The 15,920-nt window shown below is 56.2% G+C and carries 17 protein-coding genes; 10 read left to right on the top strand and 7 right to left on the bottom strand.

All coding sequences use genetic code 11. From position 1 onward, the window contains the following. Positions 1-175 precede the first annotated feature (175 nt). On the bottom strand, positions 176-511 hold the full coding sequence (locus DBR30_RS03535) for a hypothetical protein (protein WP_108542607.1): 336 nt from the start codon (positions 509-511) through the stop codon (positions 176-178). Positions 512-654: 143 nt separating this feature from the next. Next, complete coding sequence (locus tag DBR30_RS03530; RefSeq protein ID WP_108542608.1) at positions 655-999, bottom strand: DUF2956 domain-containing protein; 345 nt, start codon at positions 997-999, stop codon at positions 655-657. Positions 1,000-1,267: 268 nt separating this feature from the next. Between DBR30_RS03530 and ushA the strand changes: the two genes are divergently transcribed. Next, complete coding sequence (ushA, locus tag DBR30_RS03525; RefSeq protein WP_108542609.1) at positions 1,268-2,992, top strand: bifunctional UDP-sugar hydrolase/5'-nucleotidase UshA; 1,725 nt, start codon at positions 1,268-1,270, stop codon at positions 2,990-2,992. Between the two features lie 133 nt (positions 2,993-3,125). Here the strand turns inward: ushA and dxs are convergent, their stop codons facing one another. The 3 genes from dxs to xseB are packed head-to-tail and all read right to left on the bottom strand — an operon-like array spanning position 3,126 to position 6,158. Beyond that, a complete protein-coding gene (dxs, locus tag DBR30_RS03520; protein ID WP_108542610.1) occupies positions 3,126-4,994 on the bottom strand; it encodes a 1-deoxy-D-xylulose-5-phosphate synthase in 1,869 nt (622 codons plus the stop codon). 21 nt (positions 4,995-5,015) lie between these two features. Continuing rightward, positions 5,016-5,906, bottom strand: coding sequence for a (2E,6E)-farnesyl diphosphate synthase (ispA, locus tag DBR30_RS03515; protein WP_108588184.1), 891 nt, complete (start codon positions 5,904-5,906; stop codon positions 5,016-5,018). Next, a complete protein-coding gene (gene xseB / locus DBR30_RS03510; RefSeq protein WP_005338838.1) occupies positions 5,907-6,158 on the bottom strand; it encodes an exodeoxyribonuclease VII small subunit in 252 nt (83 codons plus the stop codon). It abuts the gene before it with no gap. Positions 6,159-6,369: 211 nt separating this feature from the next. Here xseB and pomA point away from each other — a divergent pair, with 211 nt between their 5' ends. The 3 genes from pomA (at position 6,370) to greA (ending at position 8,664) form a co-directional block, all read left to right on the top strand. Further along, entirely contained in the window at positions 6,370-7,128 is a 759-nt protein-coding gene (pomA, locus tag DBR30_RS03505) for a flagellar motor protein PomA (protein WP_108542214.1), read from the top strand. A 9-nt stretch (positions 7,129-7,137) separates the two neighbouring features. Continuing rightward, positions 7,138-8,031, top strand: coding sequence for a flagellar motor protein MotB (locus tag DBR30_RS03500; RefSeq protein ID WP_108542213.1), 894 nt, complete (start codon positions 7,138-7,140; stop codon positions 8,029-8,031). 156 nt (positions 8,032-8,187) lie between these two features. After that, entirely contained in the window at positions 8,188-8,664 is a 477-nt protein-coding gene (gene greA / locus DBR30_RS03495) for a transcription elongation factor GreA (RefSeq protein ID WP_005338833.1), read from the top strand. 76 nt (positions 8,665-8,740) lie between these two features. Here greA and DBR30_RS03490 read toward each other — a convergent pair whose 3' ends face one another. Together DBR30_RS03490 and yhbY are read right to left on the bottom strand one after the other, a co-directional pair. Next, positions 8,741-9,322, bottom strand: coding sequence for a hypothetical protein (locus DBR30_RS03490; RefSeq protein WP_005338831.1), 582 nt, complete (start codon positions 9,320-9,322; stop codon positions 8,741-8,743). Between the two features lie 103 nt (positions 9,323-9,425). Beyond that, on the bottom strand, positions 9,426-9,722 hold the full coding sequence (yhbY, locus tag DBR30_RS03485) for a ribosome assembly RNA-binding protein YhbY (protein ID WP_005338829.1): 297 nt from the start codon (positions 9,720-9,722) through the stop codon (positions 9,426-9,428). Between the two features lie 97 nt (positions 9,723-9,819). On the opposite strand from yhbY, the gene rlmE reads away from it, so the two are divergent. The 6 genes from rlmE to secG all read left to right on the top strand — a co-directional run bounded on the left by rlmE (position 9,820) and on the right by secG (position 15,919). Continuing rightward, positions 9,820-10,449, top strand: coding sequence for a 23S rRNA (uridine(2552)-2'-O)-methyltransferase RlmE (rlmE, locus tag DBR30_RS03480; RefSeq protein ID WP_005338828.1), 630 nt, complete (start codon positions 9,820-9,822; stop codon positions 10,447-10,449). Positions 10,450-10,494: 45 nt separating this feature from the next. Next, a complete protein-coding gene (ftsH, locus tag DBR30_RS03475) occupies positions 10,495-12,441 on the top strand; it encodes an ATP-dependent zinc metalloprotease FtsH (RefSeq protein WP_005343537.1) in 1,947 nt (648 codons plus the stop codon). Positions 12,442-12,500: 59 nt separating this feature from the next. Further along, entirely contained in the window at positions 12,501-13,346 is an 846-nt protein-coding gene (gene folP / locus DBR30_RS03470) for a dihydropteroate synthase (RefSeq protein WP_103250972.1), read from the top strand. Between the two features lie 15 nt (positions 13,347-13,361). Continuing rightward, positions 13,362-14,696, top strand: coding sequence for a phosphoglucosamine mutase (gene glmM, locus DBR30_RS03465; RefSeq protein WP_005338823.1), 1,335 nt, complete (start codon positions 13,362-13,364; stop codon positions 14,694-14,696). A gap of 131 nt (positions 14,697-14,827) precedes the next feature. After that, the gene (gene tpiA, locus DBR30_RS03460; protein ID WP_108542212.1) at positions 14,828-15,592 is read left to right on the top strand and encodes a triose-phosphate isomerase; all 765 of its coding nucleotides are present in this window, start codon (positions 14,828-14,830) and stop codon (positions 15,590-15,592) included. Beyond that, complete coding sequence (gene secG / locus DBR30_RS03455; protein WP_108542211.1) at positions 15,593-15,919, top strand: preprotein translocase subunit SecG; 327 nt, start codon at positions 15,593-15,595, stop codon at positions 15,917-15,919. Position 15,920: the final 1 nt, after the last annotated feature.

Below are 15,920 nucleotides of genomic sequence, written 5' to 3'. Positions count from 1 at the left end.
AGTGCGCTGGCGGCGGGATCCTGATAATCCCACAGCGCCATGAAATCGGGCGGATTGTCCATTTGGCCTCCTTGCTGGTTATCCTGTCACCAAGATGCCTGCAGGCCATTGTTTGTACAAGGGGTGCCCGTCACAGAGCGCCCCTTGCATCATGCTAACTGCTGTGGCCGGTTGGTCAGTAGACCATGGCCAGGCTCATCAGCATCAGACCGAGGGCGGCAAAGGCCCCCTCCTTGATGGCGAGCCTTGGCACCAGCGCCTTGGGCAGGGCCGGAAACAGGCTCATGGCAAAGCCAAGGCCCGGCATCAACCAGTGGAATGCCGGATCGCGCAGGGTGGGATCGGCGGCTCCATTGATGATGATCAGCAAAATAAACAGGGTGAAGGCGGGGAGGATAAACCAGCGTACCCCACCGGCGGCGACCGCCCGCAGCGGCGAAATGCGATAGAGCAGCATGGTCACAAGGAACAGAACAAAAGGGGCCAGCAGATAGAGCGGAGCGGGGTTCATAACATCTTTCCTGAAAACTGATCGTCAAAAAACAGGGAGTCCGGTGCAAGAGGCGCAGGATTTAATCACTCTTCGCTGGTAATCACCAGCAGCCCGGGCCCGGGCTGTGAAGAGGATCCCGGATAAAGGTTTGCTAGCGCGTCTTAGTGCAACCAGAACCAGGCTGCAGCAAATCCCAGCCAGCTCAGCACCAGCAAGATCCAGGGCAGGGGATGCTGATGGCTTACTTCAACCACTTCAAGCTGATCGTCTTGCTCTTCGGGTTGTGGCGCACCCTGTGGTTGCCTGGTTTTGGCCTGCATTTTTTTCTGGCGGCTCGCTTCGCGGGCCCGAGCCTTCATCTGCTTCTTGTATTCATCGATGCCTTTCTGGATCCCTTGCGCGATAAGCTGGGTCTGCTCTTTGGTCTGCCCCGGCTTCTGGTTGGCACGGGCAATTTTCATCGCCTCCTGCTGAGTCTCGGGGGAAATCTTGTCGTACTTGGCCATCAAATCATCTCCTCGGGCATGGCTGGCTGGGGAGTATGCCATAAAGGGGCGTATACGTGGCGCCTCCTTGGTGCCGGAGAGGGGCAAGTGAGTGACCACTCAACAAAAAACCTGATAAATCAGCAGGAAGCCGGATGTTGGGCCGAAGATCACAATTAGCAGAATTTGTGAGTCATCGATGAAAAACGGTCATCTGTTGTTTGTTATATTGACGCCCGACCCGCTGGACAGGGTTGATAAATAACAAAACAATCAAGGTGATATGGAAATGAATAATAACTTTATCAAAGGCGGCGTGGCACTGGCCGTGCTTGCTGCACTGACTGGCTGTAATACCTCGAGCAATGACACCGTTGCACCCTGCACCGAAAATGTCTGCAAACTGACTATCCTGCACACCAACGATACCCACGGCCGTTTCTGGCACAATGCTGAAAATGAGTACGGTATGGCTGCCCAGAAGACTCTGGTCGAACAGCTGCGTGCCGATGCCAAGGCTGCTGGCAGTGACGTACTGGTTCTTTCCGGTGGTGATGTGAATACCGGCGTGCCGGAGTCCGATCTGCAGGACGCCGAGCCTGACTTCATGGCGATGAACAACATTCGCTACGATGCCATGGCAGTGGGCAACCATGAATTCGACAACCCTCTCAGCGTGCTGGAGAAGCAGCGCAAGTGGGCCCAGTTCCCCATGCTTTCGGCCAACATCTATGACAAGGCGAGCGGCAAACACTACTTTGATCCCTACAAGGTGTTCAAGCTGGAGAGCGGTCTCAAGGTCGCCGTACTGGGTCTGACTACCGAGGATACCGCCCAGCTGGTTGATCCCAACAACGTGCAGACCCTGGAGTTCCGCGATCCGACCAGCGAGGCGGCCAAACTGGGCCAGCAGATCCGCAGCAACAAGGAGGCCAATCTGGTCTTCGCCATCACACACATGGGCCATTACGAGAATGGTCAGCACGGCAGCAATGCGCCGGGCGATGTAGAGATGGCTCGTGCTCTGCCGGCAGGGACTCTGGATGCCATCATTGGTGGCCACTCCCAGAATCCGGTCTGTATGGAACCGGGTACCACCAACAAGTACGCCAATTTCAAGCCGGGTGATAACTGCCAGCCGGATCAGCAAAATGGCACCTGGATCATGCAGGCCCACGAGTGGGGCAAGTATGTGGGCCGTGCCCAGTTTGAGTACCAGAATGGCAAATTGACCCTGACCAGCTATGACCTGATCCCGGTCAACCTGATCAAGCGCAACGCCAAGGGCGAAGCGATCGATGCCAACGGCGCCGTAACCAAGGACCCGGCCAAGATGCAGTTCGTACAGGATGAGATCACCAAGGATCCCGAGCTGTATAACACCCTGCTGGGTTACCAGGAGAAAGGTCAGCAAGAGCTGAATGTCGTCATTGGCTCGGCAGATGGCTTACTGGTTGGTGATCGCAACTCGGTTCGCAACAAGCAGACCAACCTGGGTCGCCTCATCACCACGGCGACCAGCAGCAAGCTGGGTGTCGACTTTGGTATCGTCAACTCAGGCGGTGTGCGCGACAGCATCCCGGCCGGTGATATCACTTACCGCAGCGTGCTGCTGGTGCACCCGTTTGGCAACACGGTCAACAAGGCTGTCATGAAGGGAAGCGAGCTGGCGACCTATCTGGGCCAGGTGGCGAGCAAGACCCGCAATACCGGTGGTTATGCCCAGTTTGGCGGTATCAACATGGCGGTGGATTGCCAGGCCAAGAGCGTCAATATCACCAGTATCGGTGGCAAGGCGTTTGATCCGGCAGCAACCTACAGCTTCGCGATCCCGAGCTTCAGCGCCTCCGGTGGTGATGGCTATCCGAAGATCGATACCATCAACGCCGGGTTGGTGGATGCTGCCGTGCTGAAGGAGTACATCGAGATCAAGAAGACCATCAACGTGGCCGATTATCAGCCAGGCAATGAGGTGAGCTACCTGAACTCAGCCTCTACCGAAGGGTGTAACTAAGCTCTGTCGATTCGGTATCGTCACAACAGTAGTCACACTCTGCTGTCTTCTTAAAAAAATCCCCAGGCATTACCTGGGGATTTTTTCGAACCGTTACTGAATTTTCCTGTCTATTGCATCACATCGTGTCTCGTCAGGCTTGCAGCCAGCTTTCGATGCTGCGCTGGATGCCTGCATCGTCCAGACCGAGCAGGGCATAGATCTCCTGCTGGGTGCCCTGTTCGACGAAGCGATCCGGCAAGCCAAGGTTGAGCACCGGCTTGCACTGCTTGCTGCGCATCAGCAACTCGTTCACCGCCGAACCGGCGCCGCCCATGATGGCGTTGTCTTCCAGAGTGACGAACTGATCGTGGCTGGCTGCCAGCGACAGCACCAGCGCCTCATCCATCGGTTTGACGAAGCGCATGTCCACCAGAGTGGCATCCAGTGCCTCTGCGGCCGCTTTCGCGTGGTGCAGCAGGGTACCAAAGGCCAGAATAGCGGTGCCCTTGCCCTCTCGCAGGATTCGTCCCTTGCCAAGCGCCAGTGCCTGCATTTCTGACGAGATGGGGGCATCGCTCATACTGCTGCCGCGGGGGTAACGCACGGCGGCAGGGCCTTGATGGAGATAGCCGGTATAGAGCATCTGGCGGCACTCGTTCTCGTCAGATGGCGTCATCACCACCATGTTGGGCACGGTGCGCAGGAAGCTGATGTCGAACGCTCCCTGATGGGTCGGGCCATCGGCGCCCACCAGACCGGCCCGGTCGATGGCGAACAGCACCGGCAGATCTTGCAGTGCCACATCGTGGATCACCTGATCGTAGGCGCGCTGCAGGAAGCTCGAATAGATAGCCACCACCGGCTTCTTGTCGGCGATGGCGAGACCTGCGGCGAACGTGACCGCATGTTGCTCGGCAATCGCCACGTCGAAGTAACGATCCGGATATTGCTGGCTGAATTTCACCAGCCCCGAGCCTTCACGCATGGCGGGGGTGATACCGACCAGCTTCTCGTCTTTGGCGGCCATGTCGCACAGCCATTGGCCAAAGATGGCGGAGAAGGTGGGTTTGGCGGAGCTCGCTTTCGGCAGGGAACACTCGTCAGGATTGAACTTGGGCACAGCGTGATAACCGATGGGGTCTTTCTCCGCTGGCTCGTAACCCTTGCCCTTCTTGGTTTTGACGTGCAGCAACTGCGGGCCCTTGAGGTTGCGCATATTGCGCAGGGTCTCGACCAGTGCCTCGATATCGTGACCGTCGATGGGGCCGATATAGTTGAAGCCGAACTCCTCGAACAGGGTGCCGGGTACCACCATCCCCTTGAGGTGCTCTTCAGCCCGCTTGGCCAGCTCCTTGACCGGTGGCAGACCTGCTAACACCTTCTTGCCGCCTTCGCGGATGGTGGTGTAGAGCTTGCCTGACATGACCCGGGCCAGATGGTTGTTGAGCGCCCCGACATTCTCTGAGATGGACATCTCGTTGTCGTTGAGGATCACCAGCATGTCCTTGTGGACATCGCCGGCGTGGTTGAGCGCTTCAAAGGCCATCCCTGCGGTAATGGCACCATCACCGATCACTGCAACGACCTTGCGACCCAGCCCTTCACTCTCGGCGGCGACCGCCATACCGAGCGCCGCACCGATGGAAGTGCTGGAGTGGCCGACGGAGAGCACGTCGTATTCACTCTCGCCACGCCAGGGGAAGGGGTGCAGACCATCCTTCTGCCGGATGGTGTGGATCTGATCACGGCGCCCGGTCAGGATCTTGTGGGGATAGGCCTGATGGCCCACATCCCAGATCAGCCGATCGAACGGGGTGTTGTAGACGTAGTGCAGGGCCACGGTCAGTTCGACCGTGCCGAGACCGGAGGCAAAGTGTCCGCTGGAGCGGCTGACAGAGCGCAGCAGATATTCGCGCAGCTCGTTGCACAGCACCGGCAGCCGATCTTTGGGCAAGGAACGCAGCTCGACCGGAGTGTCCGCGAGGGCCAGGTTGGGGAAATTGCTAATATCAACGCTCATATTGTTACTGTTATCCAGCGTTTAGTTGGTTCGCTCGATGATGTAATCGGCAAACGCTTCCAGAATGTCGGTATTGTAGGGCAAGGATTGCAGGGCTGTTAAGGCTTTCCCATGCAGTTCGCGAGCCAGCTCACGGGCATTTTCGAGTCCGAGCAGGGCCGGATAGGTACTTTTCTCCAGCGCCAGGTCAGAACCTTGTGGCTTGCCCAAGGTGGCGGTATCACCTGTGATGTCAAGGATGTCATCCTGCACCTGAAAGGCGAGGCCAATTGCGGCGGCATAGGTTTGCAGGGCAGCCAGCGTGGCGTCATCGACATCGGCTTTGCACAGGGCGCCGAGCGCCACGGCACATTCAATCAGTGCACCGGTCTTGTGGCGGTGTACCTGCTCCAGCTCGGCGAGCGAGATCTGGCGCCCTTCGGCCTGCAGATCCAGCGCCTGACCGCCACACATACCCAAATAGCCGGAGGCGCGGGCGAGGGTACTCAGCATCCGCACCCGGTTGGCCATCAAGGAGTCGGGCATGGGGTGATCGGCCAGAATGGAGAACGCCAGGGTCTGCAGCGCATCACCGGCCAGAATGGCGGTTCCTTCGTCAAACGCCTTGTGAACGGTTGGCTGACCGCGACGCAGGTCGTCGTTATCCATGGCGGGCAGGTCATCATGCAGCAGGGAGTAGGCGTGGATGCACTCCACGGCAGCCGCGGGGCCATCCAGTAGTTCGCTCTTGACGCCCAGCATCTCGCCGACCGCGTAGACCAGAAACGGGCGAACCCGCTTGCCGCCCAGCAGCAGGCCGTAACTCATAGCATCGCGCAGACGCGGCGCCATGGCGGGCAAGGATTCAAGTTGTGCTGACAGACAGTCGTCAATACGCTGACGATGCAGACGGGAAAAATGGTCCAGCGCCACTCACTCCTCTCCTTGTTCTGGCTGGAAGGGGGCGAGCTGGTCACTGCCATCGGCTTGACTGAGCAGGATCTGGATCTTCTGTTCGGCCAGTTCCAGCTTCTGCTGACCGGCCCGTACCAGATGAACGCCTTGCTCGAACTGCTTGAGCGCCTCTTCCAGGGGTAGGGAACCTTGTTCCAGCTGATGAACGATGGTTTCCAGCTCTTCCAGAGTGGCATCAAAACTCAGACGGTCGATTTTTTTACTGGCCATGTCCATCCTCGGGGATTGAAAAAAACGGCTTATATTAACATCGACCGTCCACAGGGGGGAGGCAGAAAAGCATCGCCCCCTCAAACTCTCGCTAAACTGGCCGATAATGAGCCATCATTCTCAGTGGATGCATGCTTGCCGCTAGGGTCGCAATAGCAGAAAATTCAACAAACTATAATTAGGCATAAGAACCGGTGACAGGAGTAGGGACGTGGATCTAGGCAGTCTGATAGGGATAGTGCTGGGTTTCGGGGTGGTGGTGTACGGCATGCTGCTGGGTGGGCCCATGAGCATGTATGTGGATATGCCATCGGTCTACATCACCATCTTTGGTTCCATCTTCATTGCCATGATGAAATTTAACCTTGGCCAGTTTTTTTTGGCTATCAAGGTCGGTGGTAAAGCCTTTATGTACAAGGGCGACAAGCTCGATGATCTGATTACCAAAGCCGTCGAGCTGGCAGATGCCGCCCGCAAAGGGGGTTTTCTGGCACTGGAGGCCGCAGAGATCCCCAATGCATTTATGAAAAAAGGGATCGATATGCTGGTCGATGGTCACGATGCGAGCGTGGTGCGCACCGTGTTGGAGAAAGACATCGATTTGACGGCCGAACGTCATGCTATCGCGATCAAGGTATTTCGTTCTTTGGCTGATTTAGGGCCCGCCATGGGGATGATAGGTACGTTGGTGGGTCTGGTGGCCATGCTGGCCAACATGAGTGACCCCAAGTCGATCGGGCCTGCGATGGCGGTGGCCTTGCTTACCACTCTTTATGGCGCAGTGCTTGCCAACATGATTGCGATCCCGATTGCCGACAAGCTGGAGCTGCGCAGCGGGGAGGAGAAGCTCAGTCGTACCCTGATCCTCGATGCCATCATGGGGATTCAGGATGGCCAGAACCCGCGGGTGATCCAGTCCATGCTGCAAAACTATCTGAACCAGTCCAAACGCAATAACGGCGCCGAGTAAGGGGGCAACATGTCTGATTGCAAATGCCCACCGCCTGGCTTACCCGCGTACATGGGGACCTTTGCCGACCTCATGTCGCTGCTGATGTGTTTCTTCGTGCTGTTGCTCTCCTTTGCCGAGATGGATGTGCAGAAGTTCAAGCAAATCGCCGGCTCTATGGAGAAGGCATTCGGGGTACAGAACATCCTCGAAGTGAAAGATATTCCCAAGGGAACCTCGGTGATTGCCCAGGAGTTCAGGCCCGGTCGCCCGGAACCCACGCCGATTGATACCGTGATGCAGCAGACCATCGATTTGACCCAGACCGAACTGGAGTTTCTGCCCGGCGAGGCGGATCAGGCAGGTGGTCAGGACAAGAGTGATGGCAAGCAGACGGGGGGCGATACCGCGCAGGATGCAAAGAAGGCGCAAGAACAGTCCAATACCCTGGCCAAAGCCCTCGCCGAGCAGATGAAAGATCAGATCCAGGATGGCGCCATCGAAATTGAGGCGCTGGGCCAGCAGATCATCATCCGGATCAGGGAAAAAGCGTCTTTCCCGGCCGGTTCGGCATTTCTGCAGCCACAGTTCTGGCCGGTCATTCGCAAGGTAGCGACCCTGCTCAAGGATGTGCCGGGTGAAATCACCATCTCCGGTCACACCGACAACGTGGCGACCGAAGATGAGCTGTTCCAGTCCAACTGGGAGTTGTCGTCGCAACGGGCGGTGGCGGTGGCGCACCAGATGCTGAAGGTCCCCGGTTTTGATCAGGGACGACTTGTGGTGCAGGGGATGGCGGATTCCCAACCATTGGTGCCCAATACGACCCCGGAAAATCGTCGGATGAACCGGCGGGTGGAGATCGCCATCATGCAGGGCAAACCGACCGTTTCGGCCCCCATTTCCGTACCGGAAGGGAAGTAAGCGAAGGGAATGCCGATGACGCAAGTGGGATCTGCATCAGGGGGCTGACGTGGATTTTGTGTTGGCTTCATATTAAGATGCCTCATCCGAACCGATTGCTGCGGCCTCCTTGCAGATGGCCGCAGTTTCTATTTTCAAGCAACCCAGGTTTCGACTATGAATCATACTCCGATGACTGTTCGCGGCGCTGAGAAGCTGCGCGAAGAGCTCGATTATCTCAAGACCGAGCTTCGTCCCCAGATTATCGAAGCGATTGCCGATGCCCGTGAGCACGGCGATCTGAAGGAAAACGCCGAATACCATGCCGCTCGCGAGCAGCAGGGGTTCTGTGAAGGCCGCATTCAGGAGATTGAAGCCAAGCTCTCCAATGCGCAGGTGATCGATGTCACCAAGATGACCAACAACGGCCGCGTGATTTTTGGCGCGACTGTGACTCTGCTCAAGAGCGAGACAGAGGAAGAGGTGGTTTACCGCATCGTGGGTGACGATGAGGCTGATATCAAACAGAACCTCATCTCTGTCAACTCCCCCATTGCCCGCGCCCTGATTGGCAAGGAAGTGGACGATGTTGCAATCGTCAAGACGCCGGGCGGTGATGTGGAATACGAAGTGCTGGAAGTCGCTTATATCTAAGCGAATGCTATAGACGATGAAACAGGGGGGCTGGCGCTCCCCTGTTTGTATTTATCTATATGATTATTGATAAAAATCAGGACAGATACGCCTCGGTAAAGGCGTCCTGATGACGCTGAAACAACCAGTGGCGCAGCCGTTCGATGTTGCTCTCGCTCATTTGAAAGCTCAGCGCCCAGGTGGCATGGTCGGCATTGGCTTTAATGCGCCTAACCAGTCGTCCCTGCAGTGGAAGAGGGGCCTCTTGCTCGATGCAGAGCTCGCCGTTGATGGGGGTATCGGCCACCATGTCGATTGGCAAATTTTCTACGATGAGGCCGTTGAGGGAGAGGCTGAGTACCTGAAATAGGCCCAGCTCGCTGCATAGCTTGGCTTTTTGGGTGAGACGCCAGGCGCGCGGTTGCGCAAATCCCAACTCCCTGATGACCGGTGCAGATAACCGGGGCTCGACGAAGCCATCTTCCCCTTGGGTAAAGCTCAGGGGAAAACGCAGCTGATGGCCTGCGAAGCGGGCTTCGAGTACAAGGTGTTCGGCTTTTTGCAGCAAGCCAAGCATGGGGGCATCGAGGTGACCACTCAGAACATGGGTGTCCTGATTGCTCCCCAAGTCCCGCAGCATGGCCAGCTCATCGTCGGTCAGAATAGGATGGTGAGCCATAATGCGTGTCCGGAAGTATTCATCGCAGGTTAAGGGCTTTGCGACTACTTTGGCAAGCGACTCGGGAAGAAGTGGAATAAGGAAAGAGCGATGCTCTTTCCTTTTACTTGCGGGGCAGCTGGATTTTGGGTTCGTTGGCTTGACGATAAATGGTCAGCACATGACCCATGCTTTGCACCTTGATTGAACCGGTTTCACGGACGATAGCATCCATAACCAGTTGTTTCATTTCGCGATCTTCAGAGGCAACCTTAACCTTGATCAGCTCGTGATGGTTCAGTGCCAGATCGATCTCGGCCAGTACACCTTCGGTCAGACCATGCTGACCCAGCAGGACGACAGGCTTGAGGCTATGGGCAAGGCCCTTGAGGTACTGTTTCTGTTTATTGTTGAGAATCATCGCAATTTCTTCATAAGTCAGGGTTGAAAGGGGCGTATTCTACCCCCACTTAGCCCTTAATACTAATAACCCTTGTGGTTTTTTAAAGTCGATTATCATGACCCAGAAAAAACGTTCCCCCAGTTCAACACGCTGGTTAAAAGAACATTTCGACGATCAATACGTCAAAAAAGCCCAGAAAATGGGTCTGCGTTCTCGTGCTGTTTTCAAGATTGACGAGATCCAGGGCAAGGATCGCTTGCTGAAACATGGCATGACCGTAGTGGATTTGGGTGCCGCCCCCGGTGGTTGGTCCCAGTTCGCGGTTGAACAGGTTGGTGATTCGGGTCGCGTCATCGCATGTGACATTTTGCCGATGGATCCCATTGCTGGTGTCGATTTCCTGCAAGGGGACTTTCGGGAGGAAACTGTACTCGGCGCTTTGCTGGAGCGAGTGGGTCCCGACAAGGTCGATGTCGTGATGTCTGATATGGCGCCCAACATGAGCGGTACCCAGCAGGTGGATCAGGCTCGCGCTATGTATCTGGTCGAGCTGGCGCTGGACATGTGCAATCAGGTATTGCGTAGTGACGGCAGTTTCGTAGTGAAGGTGTTTCAGGGAGAGGGCTTTGATGCCTATCTCAATGAAATTCGTAAACTTTTCTCCGCTGTCAAAATTCGTAAACCAGACTCATCCCGCGCCAGATCACGGGAAGTCTACATTGTGGCTACCGGTTTTAAACTGTAGTACCCTAACCTTCATCGTTAACTGTCAGTCTGCGAGGTTACTGATTTGAGTGACATGGCGAAAAACTTAATCCTGTGGCTGGTCATCGCCGTCGTTTTGATGTCGGTGTTCAATAGCTTCAGCCCCAGCGATACCACCAGTCGCCAGCTGGACTATTCCAGCTTCGTTAAAGAGGTGACCCAAGAGCAGATCCGTGAAGTGCGGATGGACGGTAAGGTCATTAATGGCGTCAAGCGTACTGGTGAACGATTCACCACCATCATCCCGGCGCCGGATCCCCAGCTGCTCAACGACATGCTCAATCACAATGTCAAAGTGATGGGCGAGAAGCCGGAAGAGCCGTCTCTGTTGACCTCTATCTTCATCTCCTGGTTCCCGATGCTGCTGCTGATCGGTGTCTGGGTATTCTTCATGCGTCAGATGCAGGGCGGCGGTGGCAAAGGTGCCATGTCGTTCGGCAAGAGCAAGGCTCGCCTGATGAGCGAAGATCAGATCAAGACTACCTTTGCTGATGTTGCAGGTTGCGATGAAGCCAAGGAAGAGGTGAAGGAGCTGGTCGACTATCTGCGCGACCCGAGCAAATTTCAGAAACTGGGTGGCAAGATCCCGACCGGTGTGCTTCTGGTGGGTCCTCCCGGTACCGGTAAGACCCTGCTGGCCAAGGCCATTGCGGGCGAGGCCAAGGTGCCGTTCTTCACCATCTCAGGTTCCGATTTCGTGGAGATGTTCGTCGGTGTCGGTGCCTCCCGGGTACGTGACATGTTCGAACAGGCCAAGAAATCCTCCCCCTGCATCATCTTCATCGATGAAATTGATGCGGTCGGTCGCCAGCGTGGCGCCGGTCTGGGTGGTGGTCATGATGAACGTGAGCAGACTCTTAACCAGATGCTGGTCGAGATGGATGGCTTTGAAGGCAATGAAGGCATCATCGTCATTGCTGCCACCAACCGTCCTGACGTACTGGATCCGGCACTGCTGCGTCCGGGCCGTTTCGACCGTCAGGTTGTGGTCGGTCTGCCGGATGTCCGTGGTCGCGAGCAGATCCTGAAAGTGCACATGCGCAAAGTTCCGCTGGCGGATGACGTCAATCCGGCACTGATTGCCCGTGGTACCCCCGGTTTCTCCGGTGCTGACCTTGCCAACCTGGTAAACGAAGCTGCGCTCTTCTCAGCTCGCGAAAGTCGCCGTGTGGTCTCTATGGCCGAGTTCGAGAAGGCCAAGGACAAGATCATGATGGGTGCGGAACGCCGCTCCATGGTGATGAAAGAGTCCGAAAAAGAGATGACTGCGTATCATGAAGCCGGTCACGCCATCATTGGTCGTCTCGTGCCTGACCATGACCCGGTTTACAAGGTCTCTATCATTCCGCGCGGTCGTGCGCTGGGTGTGACCATGTATCTGCCGGAGCAGGATCGCTGGAGCCACTCCAAGCAGCATCTGGAGTCAATGATCTCCAGCCTGTATGGCGGTCGCCTGGCAGAAGAGCTGATCTATGGTGCCGAGAAGGTTTCTACTGGCGCTTCCAACGACATCGAGCGAGCGACCGACATTGCACGCAAGATGGTGACCCAGTGGGGTATGTCCGAGCGTCTCGGCCCAATGCTCTACGCGGAAGAAGATGGTGAAGTGTTCCTCGGTCGCAGCATGGCCAAGGCCAAGCACATGTCCGACGATACCGCTCGCGTCATCGATGCCGAGGTCAAGCAGGTCATCGACCGCAACTACGCCCGTTCCAAGCAGATCCTGCTGGATAACATGGACGTGTTGCACAGCATGAAAGATGCGCTGATGAAGTACGAGACCATCGACGCCAAACAGATCGATGATCTGATGGCGCGTCGCGAGGTACGTGCTCCGAGCAACTGGCATGACGAGCACGGTGATACCCCGCAAGGCGGTTCCACCGTGGCTGCCGAGGCCAAGCCTGCCGATGAGGCTGCACCGGTGGCGGATGTCACTATCGACAAAGCCAACGACGCTCCGGCCAAATAATCGTGAATCTCCAAACCCCGGGCTTGCCCGGGGTTTTTCTTTATCAGATGGACATGAAAATGCAGTTAACCAGCAAGGGGCTCAGCCTTTCCCTCGATCGTCCCCATGTGATGGGGATCCTCAATGTAACGCCCGACTCCTTCTCTGATGGCGGTAATTTCAACCAGTTTGAACGGGCAATGGCCCATGCGCGCCAGATGGTCTCTGACGGTGCGACCCTCATCGACATCGGTGGCGAGTCAACCCGCCCTGGTGCGCCCGATGTGAGCGAGCAGGAGGAGCTGGACAGGGTCATTCCTGTCGTGGAACAGATGGTCCGTGAGCTGGATGTGATGATCTCCCTCGATACCTCCAAAGCGGCGGTGATGCGGGAGGGTTGCAAGGCGGGAGCCCATCTGATCAACGATGTGCGGGCACTGCAAGCACCTGGAGCACTGCAAGCCGCGGCCGAAGCTCGGGTTCCGGTCTGTCTGATGCATATGCAGGGGCAGCCGAGAACCATGCAGGTCGAGCCGCACTATGAGGACCTGATCGGGGAGGTTCGCGCCTTCTTTGATGAGCGTATTGCGGCTTGTCTGGCGGTCGGGATCCGTCGTGAAGAGCTGTTGCTGGATCCGGGATATGGCTTTGGCAAAACCCTTGCACACAACTATCAGCTGTTGGCGGCTCAAAAGGAACTGCTTGATTATGGCTTGCCGCTATTGGTGGGGATGTCGCGAAAGTCTATGATAGGCAACCTGCTGGGCCGTCCGGTGGATGAGCGTCTGGCGGGCAGTCTGGCATGCGCCCTTATCGGCATGCAGCATGGGGCCCGCATCATCAGGGTACACGATGTACGGGAGACCATGGACGCATTGCGCGTCGGTTGGCTGGCAATGACGGGACAAGATTTTATTTCCAGATAATAAAGAGAACAGACAATGGCAAGAAAGTATTTCGGTACCGATGGTGTGCGTGGCAAGGTTGGCGAATACCCGATCACTCCTGATTTTGTAATGAAATTGGGTTGGGCTGCCGGCAAGGTGCTCTCCAAGAAGGGCACCAAAAAGGTGCTGATTGGAAAAGATACCCGCATCTCCGGTTACATGCTGGAATCCGCGCTGGAAGCGGGGCTCTCTGCGGCAGGCCTCAAGGCCATTCTGATGGGGCCCATGCCCACGCCGGCGGTTGCCTACCTGACTCGCACTTTCCGTGCCGAAGCTGGCATCGTCATCAGCGCTTCCCACAACCCCTTCTACGACAACGGCATCAAGTTCTTCTCCGCCGATGGCACCAAGCTGCCCGATGATGTCGAGCTGGCTATCGAAGCCGAGCTGGATCACGAGCTCAAGTGTGTTGAGTCTGCTGAGCTTGGCAAAGCGGTGCGCATTGATGATGCTGCCGGTCGCTATATCGAATTTTGCAAGAGCACCTTCCCCTCCCACATGAATCTGGATGGGGTGAAAATGGTGGTCGACTGTGGCCACGGTGCCACTTACCACATTGCGCCGTCGGTTTTCCGCGAGCTGGGTGCTGAAGTGATCACCATGGGCTGTGCCCCGGATGGTCTCAACATCAACGATGGTGTCGGTTCGACTGCGCCTGACGCGTTGGTTGCCAAGGTTCTGGAGTGCAAGGCTGATCTGGGGGTTGCCTTTGATGGTGATGGTGACCGTCTGATCATGGTCGACCACACCGGCTACCTCATCGACGGTGATGAAGTGCTCTATATCATCGCACGCGATGCTCTGCGCAATGGTCGCCTCAAGGGGGGCGTAGTCGGCACCCTGATGGCCAACATGGGTCTGGAACTGGCGCTGCAAACCCTGGGCATTCCGTTTGCCCGTGCCAAGGTGGGTGACCGCTATGTGCTGGAGATGATGGAAGAGAAGGGCTGGCGCATCGGTGGCGAGAACTCCGGCCACATTATCTGTCTGGATCAGACCACTACGGGTGATGGCATCGTAGCCGCCTTGCAGGTGCTTACCGCCATGCGCAGTGCCGAGATGCCGCTGGCCAAGCTGCGCTCCGGCATGAGCAAGTTCCCGCAGGTGCTGGTTAATGTTCGTTTTGCCGAAGGCAAGGATCCGCTGGCCGCTGATGCTGTCATGGCTGAGGTTGCCAAGGTGGAACAGGAGCTGGCTGGTCGTGGTCGCGTACTATTGCGTAAATCAGGTACCGAACCGCTGATCCGGGTCATGGTCGAAGGGGAGCATGAACAGCAGGTGCGTGACATGGCTCAGCGCATCGCCAAGCAGGTTGAATCGGCGTTTTAATGAACAACCAGGGCGGCTTTTTAGCCGCCCTGGTTGTATCTTGTTCAAACGATTCAAAAATTTAAAAATAGCACTTGTCAGCTGAGCATCCTCTGGATATTATCAGCCCCGCTTTCGCAAGGGAGTTGCCGATGGGACATCGCAAGCCGTTTGTAGCAGCCAACTGGAAGTTGCACGGTAGTAGGTCGCAGTTAGAGCGGTTTACGAGTCAGTGCCTAAACGGTGTTGACGGAAAAGTAGATGTGGTTCTCTGTCCTTCCCATGTGCATCTCGACTTTAGTGCTTCACTACTCAATGAGCAGAAGGTAATAAAGTTGGGGGCTCAGAATGTGAGTCAGCACGCTACTGGCGCTTACACTGGAGAAATCTCGTGTCAGATGCTGGTTGAGGCAGGGTGTCGTTACGTATTGGTAGGGCACTCCGAGCGCAGGCGTCTCTTTGGTGAGACCAGTTTTATCGTCGCAGAGAAGTTTGCGGCAGCCAGAGCGGCAGGCTTGATTCCCATCCTCTGTTTAGGTGAATCAGGGGCGGCAAGGCAGGCGAGAAGAGCCTTCGAGGTGCTCGCTGAAGAGCTGGATATCGTCATAGAGAAAAATGGCGCGATGGCTTTCGATAATGCTATCATCGCCTACGAGCCGATTTGGGCTGTAGGTACAGGTAAATGCGCCACACCCGAGCAGGCACAAGAGGTTCATTCCTTTATACGTGGTCGCTTGGCGGAGGATACTCCGGTAATAGGTGAGAAAGTTAGAATCATCTATGGTGGGAGCGTAACGCCGAGCAACGCGAGAGATTTGTTTGCACAGCCCGACATTGATGGCGGACTGATTGGCGGAGCAAGCCTCGATAGCGATGCGTTTTTAGGAATTGTTGAAGCGGCAAAGGGTGCAAGTTAAATGTACGAGATTCTTTTAGTCGTTTATCTGCTGGTTTCACTGGCTCTGATTGGTCTGGTGATGATTCAGCAAGGTAAAGGGGCTGATATGGGCGCCTCCTTCGGCGCAGGGGCATCGAACACAGTATTCGGCTCCGGTGGTTCAGGCAGTTTCCTGACCCGAACAACAGCAATTTTGGCTACTCTGTTTTTCGTTATCAGCTTGGTGCTCGGATCTATGTCCAGCAACAAGGTCAATCAGGGTAGTGAGTGGGAAAATCTGCAACAAACCCAACAGGTTGAGCAGACCAAAGCGCCAGTGAAGAAAGATACTGACGTTCCCGAGTAAG

It is taken from the genome of Aeromonas sp. HMWF017, from assembly GCF_003061465.1.
Classification (GTDB): Bacteria; Pseudomonadota; Gammaproteobacteria; order Enterobacterales; family Aeromonadaceae; genus Aeromonas; species Aeromonas veronii.
The sequence above is the reverse complement of the archived record's forward strand: the minus strand, read 5'-3'. Positions and strand labels throughout refer to the sequence as shown.

Excerpts from the sequence above, each read along its gene's own strand:
- DBR30_RS03535 (WP_108542607.1), bottom strand. The coding sequence starts at position 511 with ATGAACCCCGCTCCGCTCTATCTGCTGGCCCCTTTTGTTCTGTTCCTT.
- DBR30_RS03530 (WP_108542608.1), bottom strand. The coding sequence starts at position 999 with ATGGCCAAGTACGACAAGATTTCCCCCGAGACTCAGCAGGAGGCGATG.
- ushA (WP_108542609.1), top strand. The coding sequence starts at position 1,268 with ATGAATAATAACTTTATCAAAGGCGGCGTGGCACTGGCCGTGCTTGCT.
- dxs (WP_108542610.1), bottom strand. The coding sequence starts at position 4,994 with ATGAGCGTTGATATTAGCAATTTCCCCAACCTGGCCCTCGCGGACACT.
- xseB (WP_005338838.1), bottom strand. The coding sequence starts at position 6,158 with ATGGCCAGTAAAAAAATCGACCGTCTGAGTTTTGATGCCACTCTGGAA.
- DBR30_RS03500 (WP_108542213.1), top strand. The coding sequence starts at position 7,138 with ATGTCTGATTGCAAATGCCCACCGCCTGGCTTACCCGCGTACATGGGG.
- greA (WP_005338833.1), top strand. The coding sequence starts at position 8,188 with ATGAATCATACTCCGATGACTGTTCGCGGCGCTGAGAAGCTGCGCGAA.
- DBR30_RS03490 (WP_005338831.1), bottom strand. The coding sequence starts at position 9,322 with ATGGCTCACCATCCTATTCTGACCGACGATGAGCTGGCCATGCTGCGG.
- yhbY (WP_005338829.1), bottom strand. The coding sequence starts at position 9,722 with ATGATTCTCAACAATAAACAGAAACAGTACCTCAAGGGCCTTGCCCAT.
- rlmE (WP_005338828.1), top strand. The coding sequence starts at position 9,820 with ATGACCCAGAAAAAACGTTCCCCCAGTTCAACACGCTGGTTAAAAGAA.
- folP (WP_103250972.1), top strand. The coding sequence starts at position 12,501 with ATGCAGTTAACCAGCAAGGGGCTCAGCCTTTCCCTCGATCGTCCCCAT.
- glmM (WP_005338823.1), top strand. The coding sequence starts at position 13,362 with ATGGCAAGAAAGTATTTCGGTACCGATGGTGTGCGTGGCAAGGTTGGC.
- tpiA (WP_108542212.1), top strand. The coding sequence starts at position 14,828 with ATGGGACATCGCAAGCCGTTTGTAGCAGCCAACTGGAAGTTGCACGGT.
- secG (WP_108542211.1), top strand. The coding sequence starts at position 15,593 with ATGTACGAGATTCTTTTAGTCGTTTATCTGCTGGTTTCACTGGCTCTG.